Source organism: Streptomyces endocoffeicus (assembly GCF_016741935.1).
GTDB lineage: Bacteria > Actinomycetota > Actinomycetes > Streptomycetales > Streptomycetaceae > Streptomyces > Streptomyces endocoffeicus.
Genome location: NZ_JAERRG010000001.1, coordinates 1,614,965 through 1,629,651, shown reverse-complemented (window position 1 = coordinate 1,629,651; position 14,687 = coordinate 1,614,965). Strand labels below are relative to the sequence as shown.

Here is a 14,687-nt window from a genome sequence, read left to right as displayed (position 1 = left end):
CGTGGTCGGCCGGGCCGTGCGGGCAAGTGAATTCGGTGCGCCCGATTCACCAGTTGCCGCTCGCGAGCGTCTCCCGGGCACGTGCCATCAGGTCCGCCCGATCGATACCGGCCAGCGTGAGCGCGCGGGGTACGGTGCCGATCCCGGTGTTCAGGATGCCGAGCAGCAGATGCGTGGGGCGCAGGTCCTTCTTGCCGGTGGAGGCGGCGAAGCCGCGTTCGAGCGCGAGCCTGGCGGAGGCGCCGACCTTTGGTGGGCGCTTGGGGTCCCGGCTGGGCTTCGGGAGGCCGAAGGAGGCCAGGGACACCCCGACCGCGTTCAGGCTGTGCTCGAACTCCCGGTCCAGTGCGTTCCTGATCGTCTGCCGCCCGAGCCCCGCCGCGGTCAGTACGCGGTGCGCGGCGCTGCCGTCGTCGTCGGCGATCGCCAGCAGGAGGTGGTGGGCCTCGGTCGCCGCGGAGCCGTCCTCCCGCGCCTCCGCGGCCCCCTGCTCCAAGATCGCGTTGATGTAGTGGTCGATCGCGCTCACTGTCGCCTCCTCAGCGTGACGCCGACGGCGATGAGCCGCTTGGCGTGCTTCTTGTGGACCGCCTGACGGGTGACGCCGAGGGCCTCGGCGACGTCGGGCCAGCTCCAGCCCGCGCGCATGGCCTGCTCCACGGCGGCGTCCTCCAATTGGTCGGCCAGGCGCCGCAGCGCCACGACGGCCGCCAGAGCGTCGGCGGGTCCCTCGGGTACGGGTACGTCTTCTGCCGGCATGTAAGCAACTGTAGTTGACTAATGGCGATAGTCAACCTTGGTTGCTTAGGGCGGGTCGGCCCCGTGTCTTGAGAACTACCGGGACCCCCATAGATTGGGCTCACCCACCGAACGACGAAGGCGGTAGATCCCATGAGCCTGTACGACATCCCCCTGCGCACCCTCACCGGCGAGCCGACCTCGCTCGGTGAGCATCGGGGTGCGGCGCTGCTGGTGGTCAATGTGGCGTCCAAGTGCGGTCTGACCCCGCAGTACGAGGGGCTCGAGCGGCTGCAGCAGCGCTATGCCGGGCGCGGGTTCACCGTGCTGGGGGTTCCGTGCAACCAGTTCGCGGGGCAGGAGCCGGGGACGAGCGAGGAGATCCAGACGTTCTGCTCGACGACCTACGGGGTGTCCTTCCCGCTGCTGGAGAAGATCGATGTCAACGGCGAGCAGCGGCATCCGCTCTACGCCGAGCTGACGGGAACGGCGGACGCGCAGGGCGAGGCGGGGGATGTGCAGTGGAACTTCGAGAAGTTCCTGATCTCGCCGGACGGTGAGGTCGTGGGCCGGTTCCGGCCGCGGACCGAGCCGGAGGCGGACGATGTCGTCGCCGCGATCGAGGCGCAGCTGCCCCGGTGAGATGAGGCGAAGGGGGTGGGGCGAGGGGCCGGGAGACCCCTCGCCCGCCCGGTCAGCCGCGTTCCGCGGCGAACGCGGCCAGCCACGCCAGCGGCGCGTTCCAGTTGATCGCCACCTCATTCGTGGAGTACGAGCCGATGTCGTCGATGTAGCACGCCGCGGGCGCGCACCCGGGGAGCTTCTCCTGCGCCACCGGATCCTGCAGCCCCGAGTTCGCGCCGCCCGCGATCGATCCGGCGGGCGGGTTCGGCAGCGAGGCGTCGTACTGGTGTGCCCAGAAGCGGTGGTGCTGGTTCTGCGAGGCGCGCTCGCCGTAGCCGGTGACATACGACTGGCCGAGCGCGTTCCGGCCGAGCAGATAGTCCAGCGTCTCCAGCGCCCCGGTGCGGTACCGCCGCTGCTCGGTGAGTTCGTAGGCGACGGCCAGGACGGTCCCGTTGTTGGCCACCTGGCCGTTGGAGCCCCATACGTAGCCGTCCGCCGGAAGCGGCACCGCGTAGCCCTGAGCGGCCATCGTGCTCAAGCGGGCGTCGGCCGCGGACACCACGGAGGCGCGGACGCGGGCGAGGTCGGTGGCGGGCAGGCCGTTGGGGACGGTGGCCAGGACGATCCGGCCGAGGGGCCCGGTGTCCTGCCAGCTGAAGCCGACCGGGGCGAACACATCGCTCGCGGTGTGGTACGGCGAGGAGGTGACCGCGTCCCGGTACCGCGCCTCCCCGGTGGTCGCGTACAGCTCCGCCGCCGCCCAGTAGAACTCGTCGCCCACCTCGCTGTCGTCGTACGCCCCGCCGCCGGTGGAGTCGGATGCCGGTGCGAGCACACCGGGGTTCGCCCGCGCGGCGGCCCAGGCGCGGCGCGCGGAGTCCAGGCAGCGGGCGGCGAAGGCGGCGTCGTACGGGGCGTAGACCCGGGCGCACTGCGCCGCCGCGGCGGCCAGGTTGAGGGTGGCGGCGGTGGACGGCGCGTGCAGCTCACGCGGCTCGGCGTCCTGCTCCGGCCGGGTGGGCAGTCCGGTCCAGGCGGCGTCATGGACCTTGTGGAAGGCCATGCCCGCCCGCGGCTTGCCCTCCGGGATCTGCATGCGCATCAGGAACTCCAGCTCCCAGCGTGCCTCGTCGAGCACATCGGGGATCCCGTTGCCGCGCTCGGGGACGCGCAGCGTGGCATCCCCGAGCGCGGCCGCGTGCCCCGTACGCTTGGCGCGCTCGAAGGAGTTGACCAGCTGCCAGACCGCGAGTCCGCCGTTGACCACGTATTTGCCCTGGTCACCGGCGTCGTACCAGCCGCCGCGCACATCCCGGGTGTAGTCGCACACCCCGCTGACGCAGGGCACGGCGGTGTCACCCCGGTTGGGGGCGACGCCCAGATGGCCCGCCGGGCGCGCGTAGTCGGCGCCGGCGAGCGACGCCTCGATGGGAATGCCGCTGCGCTGCTGGTAGAAGAAGGACATCGCGTCCGCGCGCAGCCCGTCGTAGAGGTTCGCGCGGAGGTCGAAGGGGTGGCTGGTCCGCCCGTCCACGGTGAGCGTGTAGCCGGTGCCCGTCCCTCGGTACGCGGAGAAGTCCACCAGATGCGCCGACTGCCCGGAGGCGGCGTCCGCGCCCCGTACGGTGGTGGTGCCCGAGGCGGCCGTCCGCCCCGCGGCGTCGCGCAGCTGCCAGGGCAGGGCGGTGGTGCTCGCGCTGACGACGGTGGCGCGTTTGGGGCCGTCCGGCAGATACCCCAGCTGATTGACCTGGACGGCGGAGGGCGCGGCAGCCGCGGGAGCCGTGGGGGAGTCCGCTCCGGCAGGCGCGGACTGGGCCGCGATCAGCAGCAGCGCACCGGTGAGCAGTGCGGTGGCGGCCCGCGTACCGCGCGGACGGCGTAACAGGGGCAGGGACATGGGGGACCCTCCTGGGGAGTGGGAGGCATGGGAGCGCTCCCAACTTGTGTAATGATGTGATCGCAGCGCGTCAAGGGACTGGACGGGTGCACGGTCCGTCCCGCCTCTCTGTCACATCGCGCCCGGCCCATCCGTCAGCACGGTGTGGCCTGCGACGGTGCGGTCCGGACAAGGGGATATGACCGATGAACGAGAACCACCTTCTGGCGGAGGGCTTCGAGGCCAACCGCGGCCATCTGCGCGCGGTGGCCTACCGCATGCTCGGCTCGCTGAGCGAGGCGGACGACGCCGTCCAGGAGGCATGGCTGAGGCTCAGCCGCTCCGACACCGGCGCGGTGGAGAACCTGGGCGGCTGGCTGACCACCGTCGTCGGCCGGGTCTGCCTGGACATGCTGCGCTCGCGCACCGCCCGGCGCGAGGAGCCCCTGGGCGTGCGCCTCCCGGACCCGGTCATCAGCCGTGCGAGCGGGCCCGGCCCCGAGGACCAGGCGCTGCTCGCCGACTCCGTCGGCCTCGCCCTGCTGGTCGTCCTGGAGACGCTGGCCCCCGCCGAGCGGCTGGCCTTCGTACTGCACGATCTGTTCGCCGTGCCGTTCGACGAGATCGCCCCCATCGTCGACCGCACCCCGGCCGCCGCCCGTCAGCTCGCCAGCCGCGCCCGCCGCCGGGTGCGGGGAGCGGCCCCGGTCCCCGACGCGGACCTCGCCCGGCAGCGCGAGGTCGTGGGCGCCTTCCTCGCCGCCGCGCGCGACGGCGACTTCGAGGGGCTGATCGCCGTGCTCGACCCGGATGTGGTGCTGCGCGCCGACTACGGCTCCGCGCCCGCCCGCGCCCCGCGCGAGGTGCGCGGCGCCGCCGCCGTGGCGGACCAGGCGCTCACCTTCTCCCGCCTCAGCGGACCGGGCCTCCACGCCCGGCCCGCGCTCGTCAACGGGGCCGTGGGCGTGGTCAGTTCGCGGGAGGGGCGGCCGTATTCGGTGCTGGCCTTCACGGTCGCGGACGGCAGGATCGTGGCGGTCGACATCCTGGCCGACCCCGAGCGGCTGAGCGGGCTCGATCTGGCGGACCTGGACTGACGGGTCTGGACTGACGGGCCTGGACTGACGAACCCGGGCTGACGGACCCGGCCCGACGGGCCTCGGCTGACGAAACAGCGAAGGCAGGGAGGTACTCCTCCCTGCCACTATCAACCTATAGCGCACCGGGGGGCTTGCGGCAAGCCCCGGGGCGTGCCTCAGGATGGGCGGCCGATGCCAGGACCTGGGGAAACGGGGAGTTTGCGATATGCGTGTGGTGTTGTCGTCATGGGGGTCGCGCGGGGACGTCGAACCGCTGGCGGGACTCGCGGTGCGGTTGCGGGAACTCGGCGCGGAGGCGCGGGTGTGCGCGCCGCCGGACGAGGAGTTCGCGGCGCTGCTGGCCGGTGTCGGTGTGGAGCTGGTGCCGCTCGGCCCGACGGTGCGCTCGGTGGTGACCGGCGAGCGGCCGCCGTCGGCGCGGGACGCGTTCTGGCTCGCGCCCGAGCTGGTCGCCGCGCGGTTCGACACGCTCGCCGCGGCGGCCGAGGGATGCGATGTGCTCCTCGCGACCGGCCTGATGCCGGCCGGCGCCCGCTCGGTGGCCGAGAAGCTGGGCATCCGCTATGTGTTCGCGTGCTTCCATCCGTTCGGACTGCCCTCGCGGCACTTCCGTCCCGGGAAGCGGCCCGGCACGCCGTCGCCCCCGGAGGAGACCGACCTCAAGGTGCTGTGGGAGCAGGACGCCCAGCGCGTGAACGAACTGTACGGCGAGGCGGAGAACCGCCACCGGGCGGCGATCGGCCTGCCGCCGGTGGACAACGTCCGCGACTACGTCTTCACCGACCGGGCGTTGCTGGCGGCGGATCCGGTCCTGGGCCCGTGGCAGGACATGACGGAACTCGACCTCGTACAGACCGGGGCGTGGATCCTGCCGGACGAACGTCCGCTCCCGGATGAGCTGGAGGCCTTCCTGGACGCCGGTGAACCGCCGGTGTACGTGGGCTTCGGCAGCATGGCCATGCACACCTCGACCGACCTCGCCCGGGTGACCGTCGAGGCGGTCCGCGCGCAGGGCCACCGCGTGCTCCTCGCCCGCGGCTGGGCCGAACTGGCCCCGATCGACGACCGGGACGACTGCCTGGCCGTGGGCGAGGTCAACCATCAGGCGCTGTTCGGCCGGGTGGCCGCCGTCGTCCACCACGGTGGCGCGGGCACCACGACGACAGCCGCCAAGGCCGGCGCGCCTCAGGTGGTGGTCCCCCAGATCGCGGACCAGCCGCACTGGGCCGCCCGGGTGGCCGAGCTGGGCATCGGCGTGGCACACGACGGTCCGGCCCCGACCCTCGACTCCCTGTCGGCCGCGCTGAAGACGGCCCTGACCCCCGGGACCCGGGCGCGGGCGAGGGCCGTGGCGGGCACGATGCCCACCGACGGGACGACGGTGGCCGCGAAGCTGCTCCTCGACGCCGGGGCATCGGACGGTCAGGCGCGCAGGTAGGTGAGCACCGCGAGGACGCGCCGGTGACCGTGGCCGTCCAGCCGGAGGTCGAGCTTCTGGAGGATGGAGCTGACATGCTTGTTGACCGCGGCCTCGGTGACATAGAGGCCGCGGGCGATCTCGGCATTGGAGCGTCCCTCGGCCATGAGGGAGAGGACCTCGCGCTCCCGGGGCGTGAGCCGCCGCAAGGGATCCTGCCGTCGGCGCAGGAGCTGGCGCACCACCTCGGGGTCCATGACCGTCGCCCCGGCGGCCACCTGCTCGACCGCGCTCGCGAAGTGGGTGACGGCGCTGACCCGGTCCTTGAGCAGATAGCCGATGCCGCTCTCGCTGCCTAGGTCGAGCAGGTGGGTGGCGTAGGACTGCTCGATGTACTGGCTGAGCACCAGAATGGGCAGGCCGGCGCGGTGGCCGCGCAGCGCGACCGCGGCGCGGAGGCCGTCGTCGGCGTTGCCCGGTGGCATCCGCACATCGGTGATGACGATGTCGGGGTCGTGCTCATGGGCCGCGGCGATCAGCGCGTCGGCGTCGCCGACGGCCGCCGACACCCGGTGGCCGAAGCGGGTGAGCACGCTGACCAGGCCGTCCCGCAACAGCGGTGAGTCTTCGGCGAGCACGATGTTCAGCGGCACGGGAGCTCCACGCGCAGCAGTGTAGGGCCGCCCGCCGGGCTGGATATCCGCAGTCTGCCGTCCGCCGCGGCGACGCGGTCGGCCAGGCCGACCAGACCGGTGCCCGCGGCCGGGTCCGCCCCGCCGACGCCGTTGTCCCGGACCGACAGCGTCAGGACATCCGCGTCCAGCCTGGCGTGGACCTCGGCCCGGGTGGCCCGGCTGTGCTTGGTGGCGTTGGCCAGGGCCTCGGCGACGACGAAGTACCCCGTGCTCTCCACGGTCGCGGGCAAGCGGTACGGCAGCCGGATGTCGACGGTGACCGGCAGGGCGGAGCGGGTGGTGAGGTTGCCGACGGCCGCGGCGAGGCCATGGTCGGTGAGGGCCTTGGGGTGCACACCCCGGCTGAGCTCACGCAACTCGTTGACGGCTAGGGTGACTTCGCCCTGGGCCTGTGCGAGCTGCCGGGCCACCGGCGAGCCCGGCTCCGCGTCCAGACCGGCCAGGCCGAGTATGACGTTGATGGAGACCAGCCGCTGCTGGGCGCCGTCGTGCAGGTCCCGCTCGATCCGTCGGCGCTCCGCGTCGAAGGCGTCCACCAGACGCGCCCGGGAGGCCCGGACCTCGGTGAGCTCCCGGCCCAGTTCGCCGTCGCGGGGCGCCAGGATCAGGCGGGTCAGCGCGGCACGGGCGCCGGCCCAGGCGGTGATGGTGTACGGCGCCGCCGGCAGCAGGCACAGGCCGATGACCAGCCACGGCCACGCGCCGGGGTCATCCATCGGCGACGTCATGAGCAGGACGGGCAGGGCGAGGGCGAAGGCCAGGACGAGCAGGTCCATCCACCACAGGGCGGTCATCGACACCGCGGTGAAGCTCAGCTCCCGCCAGGTCGCGGGCTCCCGCAGCCGGGTCTCCAGCCACCCCCGCGGCCCCGGGCGTTCAGGGGCCCGGTGCGGATCCGGCGCCGGGTCCGGGTCCACCAGCCGCAGCCGCCGGCGTTCGATCCGGGTGACCAGGATGCCGGACAGCGCCACGGCGAGGAGGAGAACGGCTCCCACCCCCACGATCAGCGACACCAGCCCGGCCAGGGCCATGGTCAGCAGCGTGACCATGGCGACCGCGCCGAAGACGACCCCGGACAGCAGATAGGCCAAGGCCCGCCAGGGCCAGGCCGAGGCCAGGAACCCCAACGGATGCTGAGCGAGAGCCTGCCAGGCTGTTCGAGAAGGCACCCGCAGAAGATATGCGAGCCGGCCGTCCCCGGTCGGTAGTGCGCGCACTACCTCTGATCTCGTACGTACACCAATGCGCCGCCCGCCCCGCCCCGGTGGGATGAGCGCCATGCCGATCCGTGGATACAGACGTCTCTTCCGCCTGGCGGTTGCCCTGCTCATCGCCTCGACGGCGTTGGGCCGCCCGGCGACCGCCCACGCCACCACCCCAACCCACCCCACCCTGAACGCCGCCTCGATCGACGCCTACGTCAACGCCTATATGGAACGGACCGACCTGCCGGGCGCCGTGGTGGCGGTCACCAGGGGCGACCAGGTCGTGCACGCGGCCGGATACGGGCACACCGCGGCCGGGAAGGCCATGACCGCGCGGACACCGGTGCCCGTGGCCTCGCTCTCCAAGTCCATGACCGCCATGGCCGTCATGCGCCTGGTCGAGGAAGGCCGAGTCGACCTGGACCAGCCCGCCCATCGCTATCTGCCCGAGTTCACGATGGCCGACCGGCGGGCCGAGAAGATCACCGTACGGCAGCTGCTGAACCAGACATCGGGCATGGCCGACTCCGCCTACCCCGACCTCACCCGGCCCCAGGCACACACACTCACCGAGGCGGTCGCGGACATGCGCGGTGCCCGGCTCGCCGCGCGGCCGGGCACCGAGTGGAACTACCACAACCCCAACTACTTCGTCGCCGCACGGCTGGTCGAGGTCGTCAGCGGGCGGCCCTTCGCGGACTACCTGGCCACCCAGGTGTTCCGGCCCCTGGGCATGACCCACACCAAGTCGGTCGGCACCACCGATGACATGCCCGATCACGCCCGGGGCTACGTCCGCGCCTACGGCATGCTGTTCCCGCGCTCCCACCCCCGCTGGTTCGCGGCCGGCGGCCACGGCGTCGTCACCACGGCCGACGACCTCTCCCAGTGGCTGATCGCCCAGAACAACCAGGGCGTGTCCGCGGCGGGGCGGCGCGTCGTCTCCGCGCGGAGCGTCGACGTCATGCACACCCCGCCGAAGGGCCGCGAGTACGCGATGGGCTGGTCCCTGAGCCCGTCCGGGGAGGAGCCCCGGCAGATCCGGCACACCGGGGAACTCCTGACCCACAACGCCATCCAGACGCTGCTGCCCGACAGCCGGACCGGCATCGCGATCGTGGCCAACACCGGCATGATCTCCGGGGACGACGCCGCCGTCATGCTCGACGGCCTGGTCGACCTGGCCCAGGGCAAGCCGCCGGCGGTGCGCACTCCGTTCACGATGAAGGCCGACTACGTCCTCGCGGCGCTGACCCTGCTGGCGATCGCGCTGGGCGTGCTCGGGGCCGTTCGGGCACCCGCTGGGCGCGGCGCACCGCGGACCGGCCGCTGTGGCGAGTGGGTCTGCGCATGCTGCCCTGCGCCGTCCCGATCGTCTTGTTCACCCAACTGACCGACATCATCGGCCTGTTCATGAACCGTGAGGGAACCCTGGCCCAGCTCGTCTACATCTGGCCCGCCCTCGTCATCTGGTCGGCCGCGGCCGCCCTGGCCTCCACCGTGGTGATCACCGCACGGTCCCTCGCCGTGCTCCTGACCCGGAGGACCCGTGTGCTACCCCCCGAGAGGCCGATAGGTGGCGATGACGACGCCGGTGGCCGTCGGGGTCGCGTCGGCGAGACCGAACGCGATGGGACCGAAGCCGTCGGCGAACAGGCGGCGCCCGGCGCCCAGGACGAGCGGGTGGACGCAGAGCAGATATTCGTCGATGAGGCCCGGCGGGGAAAGTGACTGGATCAACGCGCCGCTGCGACTCATCGGCTCGGGCGCTCAGCCGCTGATGATCCGGGCGAGGGCCGCGTGGTTGTGGTAGTCACGGGACTCGACGATCCGGCCGTCGCGAACGCGCATCACGATCACGTTGGCCGTGGTGAGCGGCTTGTCGGTGCCGGGCACGCGCGTCTCATAGTCCCATTCGGCCACGATGACCTCGGGGTCGGCGGTCTCGTGGATGACCACGTTCTTCGCGGTCATCTCGAACCACTCCCGCATTCCGTCCAGAAGGCGCCGCAGGCCCTCCTGACCGCGGGTCACGGTCGGCTCCGGCACCGCGAACGGGTGCTCCAACACGATGTCCGGCGCGTAGAGCCGCCGGAGATTGTCGAAGTCGCGGCTGACCATGCCGGCCAGCAGCTTCTCGAACACCGCGCTCGGGCTGTCAGTCAATGCCCCCACCCCTTGAAAAGTAATCGGAGTCATCCTCCGATTCACTTATACGGAACGAAGTTCCGTTTGTCAATCGAGGGCGTCGCGGTCGGACTGGCCCGCCAGACCCTGGCGGGCCAGGGTCTGGCGGGCCGTCGCCGCCATCGCCTCGTCCACCATCCGCCCCTCGAAGCGCACCGCCCCGGCCCCCTCCGCCTGCGCCCGCTCCACCGCCGCGATCAGCCGCCGGCAGCGGGCCAGTTCCTCCGTGTCCGGCGAGAACACCTCGTTGACCACCGGCACATGCGACGGGTGGATCACGGCCATCCCCTCATACCCCAGCGCACGGTTCCGCTCCGCGAAGCGCCGTAGCCCCGCGAGGTCCGCCACGTCCGCCCACAGTCCGGCCACCGGGTGGGGGCGGTCCGCGGCGCGGGCGTCGAGCAGCACCCGGGCCCGTAGCTCGCGGGTCTCCTCGCCCTCGGGGCTCCAGCGGTAGCCGACCGCCCGTTCCACATCTCCGCCCGGGGCGGCCACCGCGCCCAGGTGGGCGATCCGGGCGGCGGCCCGGCCGATGGCGTACGCCTCGCGCAGCCCGCGTGCCGTCTCCAGCAGCGGCAGCAGGGCGAAATGGCCCTCGGGCAGACCGTGTTCGCGCTCGCACCAGGCCAGCAGCCGGTCGGCGGTGGTCACGTCCTCGGGGCCGCTCACCTTGGGCAGCACGATGCCGTAGAGCCCGGGTCGGGCGACCGCCCGCAGCTCGTCGGCGCCCTGCCAGCCCGCCGCGCGGTCCAGCGCGTTGATCCGTACGAGCAGCCGCATCGGACCGGGGGGCGTCCCGGCCGCCCGGTCGACGGCCGCGGCCGCGGCCTCCCGCGCCGCCGTCTTGCCGTCCTCCGGGACGGCGTCCTCCAGGTCGAGGATGGCCGCGTCGGCGCCCGCCGCCTCCGCCTTGGGCAGCCAGCCGGTGCGGCTGCCGGGCACGAACAGCAGGGAGCGCAGGGGGACGCGGTGCGCGGTCACGCCGGGCGCGCCCGGCACGCCGTCAGATGACACCCTCGGCCTCCAGCTTCGCCAGCCGTCCGTCGTCGATGCCCAGCCAGTCCCCGTAGACCAGCGCGTTGTCCGCGCCGAGTGCGGGACCGGTGCGCCACACCGCGCCGGGGGAGCGGTGGAAGCGCGGGATCACCGCCTGCATCCGCACCGGGCCCAGGTCGGGGTCGTCCACCGTGATGATGTCCTCGCGTTCGGCGTAGACCGGGTCGGCGACGATATCGGCGGCGGTGAACACCCGCGAGGCCACCACCTCGGCCCGCTCGAACGCCGCGAGGCATTCGGCCGCCGGGCGCGCCGTCACCCACTCCCGCAGTTCCGCGTCGAGCCGCTCGCGCCCCGCGTGCTGCTGCTCCACGGTGGCGAACTCCTCGTCGGGCAGGCCCAGCAGCCGCACCACATTGCGCACCGACCGGTTGGTGGCGGAGGTGACGGTGAGCCAGTCGCCGTCGGCGCTGCGGTAGGTGTTGATGACGGCGGCCGGGGCGACGGCCAGCTGGTTGCCCGCCCGCTCGGGGGCCGTACCGAGCTGGTCGTACGCGATGATCTGCCACTCCACCAGGCGGTACAGCGGCTCGAACAGCGCCAGGTCGATCCACTCGCCGTCGAACGAATCCGGATCGGTGTCACGGCGGTGCAGCGCGGCCAGGACCGCGAACGCGCCCATCAGCCCGGTGACCGCGTCGCCGTGCGAGAAGCCGGTGTGCACGGGCGGGCCGTCGGGGAAGCCGGTCAGATGGACCACCCCGCTGCGGGCCTCGCCCATCTTCCCGAAACCGGGGGCGTCGGCCCGCGAGGAAGTGGCGCCGAAACCGGAGATCTGCAACAGGATCGCGGTGGGGTTGAGCGCGTGGACGGCCTGCCAGTCCAGGCCCCAGGCGCGCAGCCGACCCGCCCGGAGCGTCACGATCACCACATCGGCCCAGGCGATCAGCTCCCGGGCGACCTCCCGGCCCTCCTCGTGGTGCAGATCCAGGGTCACTGAGCGCTTGTTGCGGCCTGCCACCTTGAACCACAGCGGTACGCCGTCGCGCCGCGGGCCCATCGCCCGCGCCGCGTCACCGGAGCCCGGCGGCTCCACGTGGACGACGTCCGCGCCCTGGTCGGCGAGCATCCCCCCGGCGAGGGGGCCCGCCACGACATGGGCGAACTCCACCACCCTCAGCCCTGTGAGCTGTCCCTGCCCTGTGCTGGTCTGGTCCTCCATGCGGCCAGGCTGCGGGGCGGGGGGTATGCGCGTCCAGCAATGAAGGGGGATCAATTCATGCGGATCTCGCAAGGATCGCCGCCCGGCGGTCGATCCCGCCGCTGTGCCCCCGGCGCCCTCACCGGTCCTCGCCCGCCTCCTCCCACTCCACCCCCGCGGGCAAGGCGTCCGCCGCGGAGCGGAACTCCTCCAGCTGCTCCAGAAAGCGGCGCGCCCCCGGCGGAAGCGTGCGGCGCGTCGGCAGGACGACGTACAGCCGGCGCTCCACCACCGGCCCCACCAGCGGGCGCCGCACCAGCCGGCCCGGCCCCACCAGCGGATGGACCAGGGCGGGCAGCGCGGAGACGCCGAGCCCGGCCGCCACCAGACCGCCCACCGTGGCCACGTTCGACGCCTCGGCCGCCGGGTTGGCCTCCATCCCGGCCTGGGCGAAGGCCGCGTCGGTCATCCGGCGCACGCTGGAGTCGGTGCCCACCGCGAGGAACGGTTCCCGGCCCAGTTCCTCCCAGGTCACCTCCGCCCGCTCGGCCAGCGGATGGTGCTCCGGGAGCACCGCGTCGAAGCGGTCCCGCACCAGCGGCCGCAGCGTGATGCCCCGGGCGCGCCGGGCCACCGTGCTGACGGCGAAGTCGGCGTCCCCGTCGACCACCCGGTCCAGCACCGAGCGCTCCAGCCCGTCCAGCAGCCGTACGGTCATCTCCGGGCGCCGTGCGCGGAAGGCGGAGATCACCGGCGGCAGCAGCACGGCCGCGACCGAGGGCAGGGTCGCCAGGGCCACCGCACCGCGCTCACCGGCGCCGTAGCGCCCCAGCTGGGCCAGGCCCGCGCGGTGCGCGGAGAGGATCTGGTCGGCGATCCGCAGCGCCTCGGCGCCCGCCGGGGTGAGCCGCACATTGCGGGTGTCCCGTTCCAGCAGCCGCATCCCCAGCGTCCGTTCCAGATCGGCGACCGCACGGCTCAGCGACGACTGGGACACATGCAGTTCGGCGGCGGCCGCGGTGAAGCTCACGGCACGCGCGACCGCCGCGTACGCGGTCAGCTGGCGCAGGGTGACGTCCATGGTCCGTGAGCGTAGGCGCGGCGGCCGGGCAGGGGAACTGTTGCGCGAAACGCATGGATAGATCTGTGTTCGATGCTGGACGCGGATCTTTCCCCGCTCGGAAACTCTTCGGCAGCACCCGACCGGACGAGGAAGCGAGCGGCCATGCTGGCAGCACTGGGGTTCTGCACGATCGGCGGCTTCCTGCTGCTCACCATGACCAAACGGGTCTCGGTGCTGGTGGCCCTCGTCCTCACGCCCGTGGCCACCGCGGTCATCGGCGGATACGGCGACGACTTGGGCCCGATGGCGCTCGACGGGCTGTCCAAGGTCGCCCCGACCGGCATCATGATCGCCTTCGCGGTGCTCTACTTCAGCCTGATGATCGACGCGGGCCTCTTCGAACCGCTGATCCGCGGCATTCTCCGCGCCACCAGGAACGACCCGGTACGGATCACGGTCGGCACCGCCGTTCTGACCCTGTGCGTCGGGCTCGACGGCGACGGCGCCTCCACCTTCCTCATCACCATCTCCGCGCTGCTCCCCGTCTATCAGCGGCTCGGGATGAGCCGGCTGGTGCTCGCCGGGGTGGTCGGCCTGGGCGCGGGCGTGATGAACATGATCCCGTGGGGCGGGCCGACGGCCCGCGCCGCCGCGGCCCTGAAGATCGACACCTCCGACATCATCACGCCACTGCTGCCCGCCCTCGCCGCCGGTATCGCCTGGGTGCTGCTCGCCGCGTATCTCATCGGACGCCGTGAGCGGCGGCGGCTCGGCGCGCTCGAGCCCGCGCCACGGGCCGAGATGGCGGCCGGGGACGGCCCCGGCACACCCCGGGTCGCCGCCCGCCCCGGTCTCGCGCTCACCGTCTTCAATCTGCTGCTCACCGTGGCCCTGCTGGTCTGCCTGGTGCTGGAGGCCATGCCGCTGCCCGTGCTCTTCGTCTTCGCCTTCGTCCTCGCGCTGCTGGTCAACCACCCCCGCTGGGAGGACCAGCAGGAACTGCTGGAGAAGCACGGCCGGAGCGTGGTGCTCGTCATCACCATGATCTTCGCGGCCGGGGTGTTCACCGGCATCCTCGGCGGCACCGGGATGATCGGGAAGATGGCCGAGGCGCTGGTCGACATCATCCCCGACGGGCTCGGCGGCCATCTGCCGGTGCTCGTGGCCGTCACCAGCATGCCGCTGAGCCTCGTCCTCACCCCGGACGCCTACTACTTCGGGGTGCTGCCGGTGCTCGCCGGGACCGCCGACGCCTTCGGCACCGATCACGCGGAGATCGCCCGCGCGGCCGTCCTCGGCCAGATGACCACCGGCTTCCCGTTGAGCCCGCTCACCGCCGCGACCTTCATCCTCCTCAGCATGAGCGGCGTACAGCTCGGGGAGCACCAGCGCTTCATCTTCCGCTGGGCGTTCGGGACGACGCTGGTGATGACCGCCGCGGCTCTGGCGACGGGCGCCGTGCCGCTCTGACCCTCGCGGCGACGGCCTCGGCGAGGTGGCCCCGGCCAGGCGGCCCCGGACAGGCGGCCCCGGCCAGGCCCCTGGACAGGCGGCCCCGGCCAGGCGGGCCCCGCCCAGG

Annotated in this window: 15 protein-coding genes; 5 read left to right on the top strand and 10 right to left on the bottom strand. The window is 72.8% G+C overall.

Going from position 1 to position 14,687, the window contains the following annotated elements:
• Positions 1 to 46: 46 nt before the first annotated feature.
• A complete protein-coding gene (locus tag JK364_RS06075) occupies positions 47 to 529 on the bottom strand; it encodes a Clp protease N-terminal domain-containing protein (RefSeq protein WP_201848172.1) in 483 nt (160 codons plus the stop codon).
• Entirely contained in the window at positions 526 to 759 is a 234-nt protein-coding gene (locus JK364_RS06070) for a hypothetical protein (RefSeq protein ID WP_201848170.1), read from the bottom strand. Before JK364_RS06070 ends, JK364_RS06075 begins: the two co-directional genes overlap by 4 nt.
• A 132-nt stretch (positions 760 to 891) precedes the next feature.
• On the opposite strand from JK364_RS06070, the gene JK364_RS06065 reads away from it, so the two are divergent.
• Positions 892 to 1,380, top strand: coding sequence for a glutathione peroxidase (locus tag JK364_RS06065; RefSeq protein WP_201848169.1), 489 nt, complete (start codon positions 892 to 894; stop codon positions 1,378 to 1,380).
• 52 nt (positions 1,381 to 1,432) lie between these two features.
• Here the strand turns inward: JK364_RS06065 and JK364_RS06060 are convergent, their stop codons facing one another.
• Positions 1,433 to 3,265: a glycoside hydrolase family 9 protein gene (locus tag JK364_RS06060; protein WP_201848167.1), complete on the bottom strand. Its 1,833-nt coding sequence runs from the start codon at positions 3,263 to 3,265 to the stop codon at positions 1,433 to 1,435.
• Between the two features lie 185 nt (positions 3,266 to 3,450).
• On the opposite strand from JK364_RS06060, the gene sigJ reads away from it, so the two are divergent.
• Together sigJ and JK364_RS06050 are read left to right on the top strand one after the other, a co-directional pair.
• Entirely contained in the window at positions 3,451 to 4,341 is an 891-nt protein-coding gene (gene sigJ / locus JK364_RS06055) for an RNA polymerase sigma factor SigJ (protein WP_201848165.1), read from the top strand.
• 208 nt (positions 4,342 to 4,549) lie between these two features.
• Positions 4,550 to 5,782 carry a glycosyltransferase gene (locus JK364_RS06050; RefSeq protein ID WP_201848163.1) on the top strand — a complete coding sequence of 411 codons (1,233 nt, stop codon included), beginning with the start codon at positions 4,550 to 4,552 and terminating at the stop codon, positions 5,780 to 5,782.
• On the opposite strand, the gene JK364_RS06045 is transcribed toward JK364_RS06050, so the two are convergent.
• Entirely contained in the window at positions 5,767 to 6,414 is a 648-nt protein-coding gene (locus JK364_RS06045) for a response regulator transcription factor (protein WP_201848161.1), read from the bottom strand. The genes JK364_RS06050 and JK364_RS06045 overlap by 16 nt on opposite strands.
• The gene (locus JK364_RS06040) at positions 6,405 to 7,625 is read right to left on the bottom strand and encodes a sensor histidine kinase (RefSeq protein WP_201848159.1); all 1,221 of its coding nucleotides are present in this window, start codon (positions 7,623 to 7,625) and stop codon (positions 6,405 to 6,407) included. The genes JK364_RS06045 and JK364_RS06040 overlap by 10 nt, the downstream gene beginning before the upstream one ends.
• Positions 7,626 to 7,734: 109 nt before the next feature.
• On the opposite strand from JK364_RS06040, the gene JK364_RS06035 reads away from it, so the two are divergent.
• On the top strand, positions 7,735 to 9,054 hold the full coding sequence (locus JK364_RS06035; RefSeq protein WP_307841165.1) for a serine hydrolase domain-containing protein: 1,320 nt from the start codon (positions 7,735 to 7,737) through the stop codon (positions 9,052 to 9,054).
• 161 nt (positions 9,055 to 9,215) lie between these two features.
• On the opposite strand, the gene JK364_RS06030 is transcribed toward JK364_RS06035, so the two are convergent.
• From JK364_RS06030 to JK364_RS06010, 5 genes are all read right to left on the bottom strand, one after another.
• Positions 9,216 to 9,419 carry a dihydrofolate reductase family protein gene (locus tag JK364_RS06030; protein ID WP_201848157.1) on the bottom strand — a complete coding sequence of 68 codons (204 nt, stop codon included), beginning with the start codon at positions 9,417 to 9,419 and terminating at the stop codon, positions 9,216 to 9,218.
• A 12-nt stretch (positions 9,420 to 9,431) separates the two neighbouring features.
• Positions 9,432 to 9,827, bottom strand: a complete 396-nt coding sequence (locus JK364_RS06025; protein WP_201848155.1) for a nuclear transport factor 2 family protein — start codon at positions 9,825 to 9,827, stop codon at positions 9,432 to 9,434.
• Positions 9,828 to 9,896: 69 nt separating this feature from the next.
• Complete coding sequence (locus JK364_RS06020) at positions 9,897 to 10,862, bottom strand: HpcH/HpaI aldolase/citrate lyase family protein (RefSeq protein WP_201848153.1); 966 nt, start codon at positions 10,860 to 10,862, stop codon at positions 9,897 to 9,899.
• Positions 10,852 to 12,066, bottom strand: coding sequence for a CaiB/BaiF CoA transferase family protein (locus JK364_RS06015; protein ID WP_201848152.1), 1,215 nt, complete (start codon positions 12,064 to 12,066; stop codon positions 10,852 to 10,854). Before JK364_RS06015 ends, JK364_RS06020 begins: the two co-directional genes overlap by 11 nt.
• Positions 12,067 to 12,184: 118 nt before the next feature.
• Positions 12,185 to 13,126 carry a LysR family transcriptional regulator gene (locus tag JK364_RS06010; protein WP_201848151.1) on the bottom strand — a complete coding sequence of 314 codons (942 nt, stop codon included), beginning with the start codon at positions 13,124 to 13,126 and terminating at the stop codon, positions 12,185 to 12,187.
• 144 nt (positions 13,127 to 13,270) lie between these two features.
• On the opposite strand from JK364_RS06010, the gene JK364_RS06005 reads away from it, so the two are divergent.
• On the top strand, positions 13,271 to 14,578 hold the full coding sequence (locus tag JK364_RS06005) for a CitMHS family transporter (RefSeq protein ID WP_201848150.1): 1,308 nt from the start codon (positions 13,271 to 13,273) through the stop codon (positions 14,576 to 14,578).
• Positions 14,579 to 14,687 lie beyond the last annotated feature (109 nt).